Source organism: Mesorhizobium loti, assembly GCA_014189435.1.
GTDB lineage: Bacteria > Pseudomonadota > Alphaproteobacteria > Rhizobiales > Rhizobiaceae > Mesorhizobium > Mesorhizobium loti_G.
The window spans coordinates 5,977,512-5,989,103 of record CP050293.1; the positions used below are offsets into that span (position 1 = coordinate 5,977,512).

Here is an 11,592-nt window from a genome sequence, read left to right on the forward strand (position 1 = left end):
ATCCTGTGTCAGGACCGCATGTAGGAAGCGCCCGGCGACGCCGCAAATTCAAAAATATTGATCAGCCCTTCGCGGGTTCGGTGTCGGCGCTGTTGTCCTCCTCGACGACGGTCGTCTGCTGCGCGGCGAGAAAATTGCCGACGTGGCTGAGCCCATCGAAGTGATCGCAGAACACCTTGATGACGACCAGCAGCGGCACCGCCATCAGGGCGCCAACGAAGCCCCACAGCCATGACCAGAAGGCGATGGCGATGAAGATCGCCACGGCGTTGATCTCGAGGCGCCGGCCGACCACCATCGGTGTGACGAACTGGCCTTCCACGATGTCGCACAACAGCACGAAAGCCGGCGCCAGCAGTGCGTATGAGATTGTGTCGAAGCTGATCAGCGCCATCACCGCGACAAGCACGATGGTCATCAGCGCCCCGACATAGGGCAGGAAGTTGAGCAGGGCGGCAGCGACGCCCCATACCAGCGGGTTGGGCATGCCGAGTGCCCACAGACCAAGGCCGATGACGGCGCCGAGACCGGCATTGATGATGGTGACGGTGAGCAGATAGTGCGAGATTTCGCGTTCCACGTCATAGACGACGCGCAGCGCCAGCTTCTTTTCGCTGAGACGGGCGAAGGACTGGATGATCTTTTCATAGAACATCGTGCCGGACGCGAGCAGGAACAGCGACAGCACAAAGATGATGGTGAGGCTTGTTCCCGCCGACAGGATGTTGCTGGCCGCCGCCGACATGATGCCGGACTGCGCCACCGCCACCTTCTGGATGCCCGGCTCCTGCGACGTCTGGGTCAGCTGTTCGACCTGATGCGAGATCTGCATGATCCTCTCGAACGGTCGCCGCAATTGCGCCAGCCGTTCGGTGAGCTGCTGGCCGATCGACGAGGTGTTGTTGATGAGGTCGATGATCGGGCCGCTGAGCAGGTAGCCGGCGCTGGCGAAGATGCAGATCGACAGGAGCACCAGAAGGGTCGCCGAAATCACTTCGGGGATGCCGTGCTTGCGCAGGAACCGGACGATGGGCGTCAGCGTCAGAGCCAGCAGGAAAGCCAGGATGACCGGCATGAAGAAGGCGCGGGCAAAGTAGAGCGCGTAGATGGTCATGAACAGGAAGATGCCGATGAGCAGCGAACGCATCAGATGCGTGTCGGCGCGAGCCGCGGCGCGCGCGTCTTCAGCCTCGGCAACGCCTGCGCCCAAAGCGGCGGGTTCGGCTTTCATCGTATTCCCTCAGCGACGCACCGCAATTGGCGCAATCCGTCGATGGAAAACGCTGGCGTGGCTTCAAGGTTCCTTTAGCCGGCAAGGCCTGCGCCCGCAGGCCTTGCCGTTGGCTCAGGCGACGGGCGCTGCCAGTGCCGGCGCGGCCTTGGCCGTTTCCTTGCGCACGATCGGCGCCACCCTGGTGCCGTAGAGCTCGATCGCCTTCATGATCTTGGCATGCGGCATGGTGCCGATCGCCATCTGCAGCAGGAAGCGGTCATTGCCGAAGATCTTGTGCTGGGCGACGATCTTCTCGGCCACCTGCTCGGGACTGCCGACGAACAAGGCGCCATCGGGACCACGCGACTGGTCGAAATGCGCCCGCGATGTCGGGCCCCAGCCACGCTCGCGGCCGATGCGGTTCATCACCTCCGCCTGCGGGCCGTAGAAATCGTCGGCCGCCTGCTCGGTCGTCTCGGCAATGAAGCCGTGCACGTTGATGCTGGTGGCAAGGCCCGCCGGATCGCTGCCGGCGCGCTTGGCGGCCTCGCGGTAGAGATCGAACAGCGGCGCGAAGCGAGCCGGCTCGCCGCCAATGATGGCGAGCGCCAGCGGCAGGCCGAGCGCGCCCGCGCGGGCGGCGGATTGCGGCGTCCCACCTATGGCGATCCAGACCGGCAGCCTGTCCTGGAAGGGCCGGGGATAAACGCCACGATCGTTGATCGGCGCGCGCAGATTGCCGGACCAGGTGACCTTCACGCTATCGCGGATGGCAAGCAGCAGGTCGAGCTTTTCGGCGAAGAGCTCGTCATAGTCCTCGAGGTTGTAGCCGAACAGCGGGAAGGATTCGATGAACGAGCCGCGCCCGGCCATGATCTCGGCGCGGCCGCCCGACAGAAGGTCGAGCGTGGCAAACTGCTGGAAGACACGCACCGGGTCGTCGGAGGACAGAACGGTGACCGCGCTGGTCAGCTTGATGCGCTTCGAGCGCTCGGCGGCCGCGGCCAGGGCCACGACCGGTGCCGAGGCGGCGTAGTCGGGCCGGTGGTGCTCGCCGAGGCCGAAGACATCGAGGCCGACCTGGTCGGCCAGTTCGACCTCCTCGATCAGGTTGCGCAGCCGCTCATGCGGGCCGATGGCGCCAGGGCCTGGCTGCGGGCTGACGTCGGCAAAGGTGTAGAGACCGAGTTCCATTTGATGTCATCCTGGTGTTGGGTTTTGCGGCTAGAGGTAGCGACGCGCCAGCCACGCCGCCAGAGGGGCGGACGGTGAACAGTGCATGTCGGTTTCGGCTCTATCTCTTCGTCGCAATTCCGGACGGAAAACCGCTTCACACTTTTCCTGGAATTGCTCTAAAGGCGTCTCCCGGCTGCAACAGCCAACAATTTCATGGCTGCCATGCCGTTTTGGCGCTTGAACTCTCGGTTTTCGCGCGTATGTAAGCGTCGCGAATTGACTTCAGGGAAGTGGACTTGGCTATCTACAGGGAAAAAGACGTTTTCGAGCGGCGCAACGCCGCAAACGAGGCAAAGAAGGCGCTCCTCGAGCGCTTCAAGGCAAAGCCGGCGGCGGATGATCCCGCAGTGCTGGCGCGGCAGGCCGAACGCAAGGCGATCCTCGAGGCTCGCGAAATCCGCGAAGCCGAAAAGGCCCGGCTGAAGCAGGAAAAGCTGGCACGCGAAGCGGTCGAGAAGGCCGAGCGCGAGGCAGCGGCCGAAGCGGCACGTATCGCCGCCGAGGAAGCTGCACAGGCTGAGGCCAAAATTCGGGAATCCGAGGAGAACGAGCGCATTGCCCGTTTTCTGGCCGACGAAGCCGAACGCAAGGCCAAGCGCGACGCGCGTTATGCGGCGCGCAAGCAGCGCACCGGCAGAACGCCTCCGGGCTTCTCCGCCCGCTAGCCTCCAGGCTACGAAGCAATCTGCTTCGAGAATCAGGGTCGCCTCACAGCGGCCCTGAACGTGTTTGTCCAATGCATGTCGCCCAAAAGTGGTCCCAGTTTTGGGCGGACGATATGCATAAAAACAAGAACGGCTCTGCTCAGGCGGCGAACTTCAGCCCCATGATGCCGCAGACGATGAGCGCGATGCAGGCTAACCTGATCGCGGTGGCAGGCTCGCCGAGCAGCCAGATGCCGAGCAGGGCCGTGCCGACGGTGCCGATGCCGGTCCACACCGCATAGGCGGTACCGACCGGCAACGCCTTCAGCGCCAGGCCAAGCAGAGTGAGGCTGACGACCATCGAGGCAACAGTCAGCACGGTCGGAACCAGCTTCGAGAAACCGTCGGTGTATTTGAGGCCGATTGCCCAGCCAATCTCGAACAGGCCGGCAAAAAAGAGAAGAATCCACGACATCGACAACGCTCCATCGGAGCATCGGACCGAAAAGTGATTTCGGAGTCCGACGATCAATCAAACAATGGCGGGTCGTCCCGTCCGGATTTTGGGGAGGCGCGAGGCCGTCCCCGCCATGCCAATATAGGAATTTCGGGCGCTCGATCAACAGCGACCGGCAACAGTGTTGCCGGTCGTAATCTTGTTTTGAAGCGGATGGGCCGGACTTACTTGTCCTTGAGCTTCATCGCCTTGACCGGCGGCGCCTTCAGGGCCGGAGCCGCGGCGGGCTTCTTGGCATCCTTCTTCGGCTTGCGGGCTTCCTTGCCTGCCTTCATCGCACCTTTAGCCATGATTCGTTCCTCCTGATGTGGGAAGCGAAGTGAAACAAGAGAACCGCCCGACTGCAAGGGGTTAGCGACTGTTGCCGCCGTCAGCGGATCGCTTTCAACCGGTTTCTAATTTGCTCGTAAACCATGCCGGTCCGTGCCATGGTTGTCTTCGCACTGCAGCATCAACCCGCGCCTTCGCCGGGTGATCGTCAGGCAGGCCGTCAGGACGACAATGCGAATCCACATCGGCTGCGAGATGAGCTTCGACTTTCCGCAAGAAACGCCGCTCATCGCGATGCTGAATGTCCACTATTCGCGTGCCTCCGATCTCGAGCGACCGGATTTCCTGATCTCCAACCCGCCGGTGCCGATCGAAAGCTATCGCGACAGTTTCGGCAATTGGTGCAACCGGTTCGTCGCGCCGCCCGGGCGTTTCACCTTCGGCACGGATGCGGTGATCCGCGATCCCGGCACCTTCGAGATGGGCGACCTGATGGCCTGGCAGCACGAGGTGCGCGACCTGCCAGCGGACACGCTGCTGTTCCTGCTGCCCAGCCGTTTTTGCGAGAGCGACCTGCTGGCGAACGAGGCGTGGCGGCTGTTCGGCAACACGCCGCTCGGCATTCCGCGCGTGCAGGCGGTCTGCGATTTCGTCCACAACCACATCGTCTTCAACTACGGCAATGCGCGGCCGACGCGCACCGCGGCGGAAGCCTATCGCGAACAGAGCGGCGTGTGCCGCGACTACGCGCATCTCGCCGTCACCTTCTGCCGGGCGCTCAACATCCCGACGCGCTACTGCACCGGCTACATCAGCGACATCGGCATGCCAAAGCCGTGGGCGAGCATGGATTTCTGCGCCTGGATGGAAGTCTATCTCGGCGGCCGCTGGCATGCCTTCGACCCGCGCAACAATGCGCCGCGCATCGGCCGCGTCCTGATCGCCTCCGGCCGCGACGCCGCTGACGTGCCGCTGACCCATATTTTCGGGCCGGGCACGCTTGCCGGCTTCAAGGTGTGGACGGAAGAGATCGTCGAATAGTCGACGTCTCCTGCCCGCCGGTCTTTTGCCAGCGACCTCTTTAGGAACCGCCGTCTTGAACGATCGGGCTACTCGCGCGTTGCCTGTGGAGCTTCGGCGGACTGGCCGTTAGACTAGGTGCCTCGAACGGGGACTATACGATGGCCGGGCATGGCGGCTCAAAGAAAGTCATCTACGCCGCACTCGCTGGCAATCTCGCCATTGCGCTGACCAAGTTCGGCGCCGCCTTCTTCACCGGCAGCTCGGCGATGCTATCGGAAGGCGTGCACTCGCTGGTCGATACAGGCAATGGCGGTCTGCTGCTCTACGGCATGCACCGCGCCGCCCGGCCGGCCGACCGGACGCATCCGCTCGGTCACGGCCGCGAGCTGTATTTCTGGAGCTTCATCGTCGCACTTCTCGTCTTCGCGCTGGGCGCCGGCGTGTCGTTCTATGAGGGCGTTGTTCACGTCATGGCGCCGGAGCCGGTCGCCAACGCTGAGGTGACCTACATCGTTCTGGGCCTTGCCTTCCTGTTCGAAGGCAGCTCCTGGTGGGTGGCGCTGAAGGAGTTTCGCAAGCAGAAGGGCAAGGAGGGCTGGCTGCAGGCCGTGCAATCGAGCAAGGATCCGAGCGTCTACACCGTGTTGTTCGAGGACAGTGCCGCACTTCTCGGCCTGATCGTCGCCTTCGCCGGCATATTGGCGGCGGAGCTGCTGAAGATGCCGCAGCTCGACGGCGCCGCCTCGATCGGCATCGCGCTGATCCTGGGCGCCACCGCGATCTTCCTGGCGCGTGAAAGCAAGAGCCTGCTTCTTGGCGAACCGGCGTCGCCCGAGGTGCAGAAACAAGTATTGGCCATTGCCCAGCAGGACCCGGCGGTGCAGCGGGCGAACGGCGTGCTGACGCTGCATATGGGCCCACAGGAGATCGTTGCCGGCTTGAGCATCGAGTTCGAGGATCATCTGGCGGCGCCCGAGATCGAGGCCTGCGTCGAGCGCATCGAAGCGCGGCTGAAAAAGGAAATGCCGGAGATCACGCGGCTGTTCGTCAAGCCGCAGACGACCGGAACCTGGGAGCGCCGGCGCAAGGTGGTCGAGGCGGCATCCGGAGAGGCCCTGGACTAGCCGCCAGCCATTGCCTGGCGACGCCGCCACGCTAAGATTGCAGGACGGATTGTAAGCGCGTAGGCATCCCCACGTAGCGTGCAGGCGGTTGATCGCTCATTTTCAGCATGAATCATGCGGAGAATCCTATGAGCGACAGTATGAGCCATCATCGAACATTCGAGATTTTGACGGCGGAGCCTGTGCCGTCCCGACGCAAGCCGCGCCATCGGTCGGACGAAGAGAAGGCACGGCTTGTCGCCGAAGCGTTCTCGCCAGGGGGCAATGTCTCGGCGGTTGCGCGTTCCGAGGGGCTGGACCCCTCGCAGCTCTATGCGTGGCGCCGCAAGGCGCTTTCGTCGGGCATGGTTGCGCCACTGACGGAGGGAGCGAGCAAGCCGGCGAAGTTCACGCGCTTTGAAGCGGTGGGCAGCGACACGGTGGAAATCGTCATTGGCGACGCAGTGGTGCGCGCCGGCGGCGATGTCGATCCCGATCGCCTGGCGAGGATCATCCGCGCGGTTCGTAAGGCATGATCGCTTCCGGTGTGGTGGTTTACGTGTCGTGCCAGCCGGTCGACTTCCGCAAGGGCGCGGCATCTTTGATGGCGCTGGTCAGGGATGGCGGCCTGGACCCATTCTCGGGGGCACTTCACGTATTCCGTTCGAAGCGTGCGGACCGGGTTCGCATCGTGTGGTGGGACGGCAGCGGGGTTTGTCTTTATTCGAAGACTCTGGAAGATCACAGCTTCTGCTGGCCGGGGATATCGGCCGCGCGCATGCGTCTCGACCACGCCCAGTTGATGGCGCTTCTGGCCGGACTGGACTGGAAAAAGATTCGTCCGGCCAGGGTCAGGCGGCCGTTATCGACGGGCTGAAACCGGCCTGCGGCAAGATGAATCATGCGGCTGGACCGGTTGGGAAAGCGGCTGTTTTTGTGCTCTGTTGCTTGCCATGGTTCTACCGGGTCTTGCCCTTCCCGACGACGTTGATGCGCTGAAGGCGATGATCCTTTCCATGGCTCGCGAGCAGGCTGCAAGCGAGGCCCGGATCGCAGTCGCCGACGCTCGGATCGCAGCATCTGAGGCGGAGGTCGCCCGGCTGAAAGCTGTCGAGAAAAGCGCCAGCGAGCGGATCGCCAATCTCACGTCAATCCTGAAAGTTTTACAGCGCACGCAACATGGCACGCGTTCCGAGCGGCTACGCCTGGCCATCGACGACGAGCAGGCCTCCTTTGCCTTCGAAGAGGTCGAGACCGGCCTTTCGGAAATCCGGAGCGAACTCGACCGCGCGGTCGGGAACAAGCCGAAGCGCGCCCCGCGTCCGCGCAAGGGCTTTGCTGCCCACCTCGAACGCATCGAGGAGGTCGTCGAGCCGGAAATCCCGGCCGACTGCGAGGGGCTTGAAAAGGTTCTGATCGGCGAGGATCGATCCGAGCGGCTGGACGTCGTGCCGCCGAAGTTCCAGGTCATCGTCACGCGCCGTCCCAAATACGCCTTCCGGGGCCGTGACGGCGTGGTCCAGGCTCTGGCGCCGGCGCACATCATCGAAAGCGGCCTGCCGACGGAGCGGCTGCTCGCCTATATCGCCGTCTCCAAATACGCCGACGGCCTCCCGCTTTATCGGCAGGAGGCGATCTATCTGCGCGACGGCGTCGAGATCAGCCGGTCGTTGATGGCGCAATGGATGGGGCATCTGGGCTTCGAGCTGCAGATGCTTGCTGATTACATACTGGAGCGCATCAAGGAGGGCGAAAGGGTCTTCGCCGACGAGACGACCTTGCCCACCCTTGCCCCTGGTTCCGGGAAAACCACGAAAGCCTGGTTGTGGGCCTACGCACGGGATGACCGACCCTATGGCGGAACCAGTCCGCCAATGGTTGCCTATCGTTTTGAAGACAGCAGAGGTGCGGATTGCGTGGCGCGCCACCTCGCCGGATTCAGCGGTATCCTGCAAGTGGATGGCTACTCGGCCTATACCAACCTGGTCAAGGCACGGGCCAAAGCCGGCAGCAATGAAACAATCCGGCTCGCCGGGTGCTGGGCTCACCTGCGGCGCAAATTCTACGACCTGCACATCAGCGGGGTCTCGCAGGCCGCGACGGATTCGATCATCGCCATGACCGAATTGTGGAAGGTCGAGGACGAGGTTCGCGGCAAGGATGCCGGAAGCCGCGCCGCGCTGCGTCAGGAAAAGTCCGTGGCCATTGTCGCGAGCCTCTTCGATCTATGGGAAGCGGAACTGGGCAAGGTCTCCGGAAAATCCAAGACCGCCGAGGCGATCCGCTACGCGCTCACCCGGCGGGAGGCGCTGGAACGCTTTCTGATGGACGGTCGCATCGAAATCGACTCCAATATCGTCGAGCGTGCAATCAGGCCCCAGACGATCACGCGAAAGAATAGTCTATTCGCCGGCAGCCACGGCGGTGGACGAACCTGGGCGACGGTAGCCACCTTGCTGCAAACCTGCAAAATGAACAGCGTCGATCCGCTCGACTGGCTCTCGCAGACCTTGACCCGCATCGCTCAAGGCTGGCCGGCATCCGAAATCGAAATGCTCATGCCTTGGAACTTTAGGCCTGACGTTATCGGCTGACCGCTTACGACGGATTTCGGGAGGAGCCAGGATGAAAATCGACGGCGGCTGCCATTGCGGCGCCATCACCTACGAGGCGGAGGTCGATGCTGAAAAGACGAACATCTGCCACTGCACGGATTGCCAGCAACTGACCGGAACGGCTTTTCGCGTGACGGTTCCGGCACAGGAAAGCAACTACCGGATCACCAAGGGTACGCCGAAAATCTACATCAAGATCGTGGCGAGCGGGGCCAAGCGCGCCCAGGCCTTTTGCGCCGACTGCGGTTCGCACCTTTACGCCACGTCGGTCGGAGATGGTCCCAAGGTCTATGGAATTCGAGTGGGGACCGCGCGGCAACGCCAGGATTTGATCCCGACACAGCAGAAATGGCACCGCTCGGCGCTGCACTGGCTGCCTGAATTTCAGGGCATGACCACCATAGAGGAGCAGTAGCGCGGGCCATCTCCAATCGACCGACGCCCCTCAACTTCGTCATCCTCGGGCTTGACCCGAGGATCCATGCCGTGACCGTCGTTGAAGAATGCAGTGGATCAGAATTCTGCACGGTTGCGTCGCCTTGATGTAACGGCATGGATCCTCGGGTCTGCGCTGCGTCGCTACGCTCCTTGCTCCGCCCGTGGATGACGACGGGATAGGCGTTTCGGCCAATCTCCAAGGTCTGCCATCTGCCAAAAAAAGTAACCGATCCACCCCTCGGACTGGATCGAGGAACTAGTCGTCACCCTCGACAACCCTCAATCTTAATTGCCCGGTCTTTGAGTCCGCGACACGCGCGCCCGCGTCGATCTTCGCGGCCGGAGCCCGTGACGCGGCGTCCGTGGCGGCATCGCCGTCGGGCTGCGCGCCGAACTCCAGCGCCTCGATCTTCTGGCCGCGCTTGGTGACCTTCGACGTCGAAACCAGGATGTCGTCGATGTCCTTGGCGGACTGGCCGAAATGAACCTGCAGCTTGCGCACCCGCTCGTCGACACGCGCGACATCCTCCATCAGCCGGATGACCTCGCCCTGGATCAGGTGCGCCTGTTCGCGCATGCGGGCATCCTTGAGGATCGCCTGGATGACCTGGATCGACAGCATCAGCAGCGACGGCGAGACGATGACGATGCGGGCACGGTGCGCCTTGTGGACGATCGCCTCGAAATTCTCATGGATCTCGGCGAACACCGATTCCGACGGCACGAACATGAAGGCGGTGTCCTGCGTCTCGCCCTGGATCAGATATTTCTCTGATATATCACGGACATGAATCTCGATGTCGCGGCGAAAGGCCTGCGAAGCGACCTTCTGCAGGTCGGCGCCGTCGGCGGCGCGGATGGCGTTCCAGGCTTCCAGCGGAAACTTGGCATCGATGGCAAGCGAGGGTGCGCCGTTCGGCATCTTCACCAGGCAGTCGGGCCGGCTGCCGTTCGACAGCGTCGCCTGGAATTCATAGGCGCCGTGCGGCAGGCCGTCGGCGACGATCGCCTCCATGCGCGACTGGCCGAAGGCGCCGCGCGTCTGCTTGTTGGAGAGGATCGCCTGCAGCTGCACGACCTGGCCGGCGAGCGACTGGATGTTGCCTTGCGCGACATCGATGATCGCCAGCCGCTCCTGCAGTTTGGCCAGGCTCTCATGCGTGGATTTCGTCTGCTCGGTCATGGTCTGGCCGAGGCGGCCGGTCATGGCGTCGAGGCGCTGGCCGATCGACTGCGTCAGCTCCGCCTGGCGCGCCCCGAACACTTCGGCAATGGCGCCCATGCGGCCCTGCATCTCGGCCTGCGACTGCAAGATACCGGCCATCCGCGCCTCGGCGTCGCGGGCATGGTCGGCGGCTTCCGCGGCCGCCACGGCACGCGCCTTGGCCGACCGCCACAGCGCGATGACGAGCGCCACGAACAGGCCAAGAAACAGCAAGGCGCCGAAGGCCAGCGCATGGCCGAGCGTGATCGTGGTGGCGCCAAGCCGGGCGACAGGCTCCGAAAGGATAGTGCTCAGATCATTCATGTGGACAGCATAGCCGATTCGGCGGTCTGGCACAGATCAAAACGTGAACGATCCCCGGACCCAACGGTTGACGCTTTTCGCTGGAGGTCTTAGGTGGAACGCCATGCCGATCAAGCCGCTCATCATCCTTCCCGACCCCATCCTGCGCCAGGTTTCGAAGCCCGTGGAGCGTGTCGACGCGCCCTTGCGCAAATTAGCCGACGATATGCTGGCGACGATGTATGACGCACCCGGCATCGGGCTGGCGGCAATCCAGATCGGCGAGCCGCTGCGTATGCTGGTGATCGATCTGGCCAAGGAAGACGAGACGCCGGCGCCGCAGGTCTTCATCAACCCGGAAATCCTGGAGAGTGCCGACGCGCGCTCCGTCTACGAGGAAGGCTGCCTGTCGATCCCGGATTACTACGCCGAGGTCGAACGCCCGGCCTCGGTGCGGGTGAAGTATCTCGACCGCGACGGCAAATTGCAGGAGATGGAGGCCGAGGGCCTGATGGCGACCTGCCTGCAGCATGAGATCGACCACCTCAACGGCGTCTTGTTCATCGACCACATCTCGAAGCTGAAGCGCGACATGGTGGTGAAGAAATTCAAGAAGCTCGCCAAGGACAAGGCGCCGGGCAAGCTGGCGGGATAGGGTTAGGGTCCACTCTAGGCCTGATGCCGGCGGACAGCACCAAATGGAGACGCTGATGGCCGACATGCTGATTAAGGACATTCCCGAGCCTTTGAAACGCGAAATCGAACTGGCGGCATACAGGGCCGGCCAAAGCCTGTCGGACAAGGCCATCGACCTTCTGCGCAAAGGCATGGCTGCGGAAAGGAGGGCCCGGCAGGAGCCGAGCCTCTCGGCATGGGACGCAATTCGCTCGGCTTTTGTCACTGAAAACGCAATTGGCGATGAATACGCCGAGATCATGGACGAAATTGAAGCGGACAGGAAAAAGCGACCGTGGTCGCCCGCGACTTCGACGGCCTTGACCTGAAGGTCATAAACCCGTTTGAAGC

The 11,592-nt window shown here is 63.0% G+C and carries 13 protein-coding genes; 9 read left to right on the forward strand and 4 right to left on the reverse strand.

The window, feature by feature from the left end:
- Positions 1 to 61: 61 nt before the first annotated feature.
- Both HB777_28585 and HB777_28590 read right to left on the reverse strand, forming a co-directional pair.
- On the reverse strand, positions 62 to 1,231 hold the full coding sequence (locus HB777_28585; protein ID QND67500.1) for an AI-2E family transporter: 1,170 nt from the start codon (positions 1,229 to 1,231) through the stop codon (positions 62 to 64).
- A 114-nt stretch (positions 1,232 to 1,345) separates the two neighbouring features.
- On the reverse strand, positions 1,346 to 2,407 hold the full coding sequence (locus tag HB777_28590) for an LLM class flavin-dependent oxidoreductase (protein ID QND67501.1): 1,062 nt from the start codon (positions 2,405 to 2,407) through the stop codon (positions 1,346 to 1,348).
- Positions 2,408 to 2,685: 278 nt separating this feature from the next.
- Between HB777_28590 and HB777_28595 the strand changes: the two genes are divergently transcribed.
- Entirely contained in the window at positions 2,686 to 3,114 is a 429-nt protein-coding gene (locus tag HB777_28595; protein QND67502.1) for a hypothetical protein, read from the forward strand.
- Between the two features lie 139 nt (positions 3,115 to 3,253).
- Here HB777_28595 and sugE read toward each other — a convergent pair whose 3' ends face one another.
- Positions 3,254 to 3,568 (reverse strand): quaternary ammonium compound efflux SMR transporter SugE, encoded by a 315-nt coding sequence (gene sugE, locus HB777_28600; GenBank protein QND67503.1) that lies wholly within the window; start codon positions 3,566 to 3,568, stop codon positions 3,254 to 3,256.
- A gap of 543 nt (positions 3,569 to 4,111) precedes the next feature.
- On the opposite strand from sugE, the gene HB777_28605 reads away from it, so the two are divergent.
- The 6 genes from HB777_28605 (at position 4,112) to HB777_28630 (ending at position 9,036) form a co-directional block, all read left to right on the forward strand.
- A complete protein-coding gene (locus tag HB777_28605) occupies positions 4,112 to 4,921 on the forward strand; it encodes a transglutaminase family protein (GenBank protein QND67504.1) in 810 nt (269 codons plus the stop codon).
- 140 nt (positions 4,922 to 5,061) lie between these two features.
- Positions 5,062 to 6,027, forward strand: a complete 966-nt coding sequence (locus tag HB777_28610; protein QND67505.1) for a cation transporter — start codon at positions 5,062 to 5,064, stop codon at positions 6,025 to 6,027.
- A gap of 128 nt (positions 6,028 to 6,155) precedes the next feature.
- Complete coding sequence (locus HB777_28615) at positions 6,156 to 6,542, forward strand: transposase (GenBank protein ID QND67506.1); 387 nt, start codon at positions 6,156 to 6,158, stop codon at positions 6,540 to 6,542.
- On the forward strand, positions 6,539 to 6,883 hold the full coding sequence (gene tnpB / locus HB777_28620) for an IS66 family insertion sequence element accessory protein TnpB (protein QND67507.1): 345 nt from the start codon (positions 6,539 to 6,541) through the stop codon (positions 6,881 to 6,883). The genes HB777_28615 and tnpB overlap by 4 nt, the downstream gene beginning before the upstream one ends.
- Positions 6,884 to 6,959: 76 nt before the next feature.
- Positions 6,960 to 8,600: an IS66 family transposase gene (locus tag HB777_28625; protein QND67508.1), complete on the forward strand. Its 1,641-nt coding sequence runs from the start codon at positions 6,960 to 6,962 to the stop codon at positions 8,598 to 8,600.
- A gap of 31 nt (positions 8,601 to 8,631) precedes the next feature.
- A complete protein-coding gene (locus tag HB777_28630; protein QND67509.1) occupies positions 8,632 to 9,036 on the forward strand; it encodes a GFA family protein in 405 nt (134 codons plus the stop codon).
- A 279-nt stretch (positions 9,037 to 9,315) separates the two neighbouring features.
- Here HB777_28630 and HB777_28635 read toward each other — a convergent pair whose 3' ends face one another.
- Complete coding sequence (locus tag HB777_28635; GenBank protein ID QND67510.1) at positions 9,316 to 10,587, reverse strand: DNA recombination protein RmuC; 1,272 nt, start codon at positions 10,585 to 10,587, stop codon at positions 9,316 to 9,318.
- A 103-nt stretch (positions 10,588 to 10,690) separates the two neighbouring features.
- Between HB777_28635 and HB777_28640 the strand changes: the two genes are divergently transcribed.
- Together HB777_28640 and HB777_28645 are read left to right on the forward strand one after the other, a co-directional pair.
- A complete protein-coding gene (locus tag HB777_28640) occupies positions 10,691 to 11,221 on the forward strand; it encodes a peptide deformylase (GenBank protein ID QND67511.1) in 531 nt (176 codons plus the stop codon).
- A 55-nt stretch (positions 11,222 to 11,276) separates the two neighbouring features.
- Positions 11,277 to 11,570, forward strand: a complete 294-nt coding sequence (locus tag HB777_28645; GenBank protein QND67512.1) for a plasmid stabilization protein — start codon at positions 11,277 to 11,279, stop codon at positions 11,568 to 11,570.
- Positions 11,571 to 11,592 lie beyond the last annotated feature (22 nt).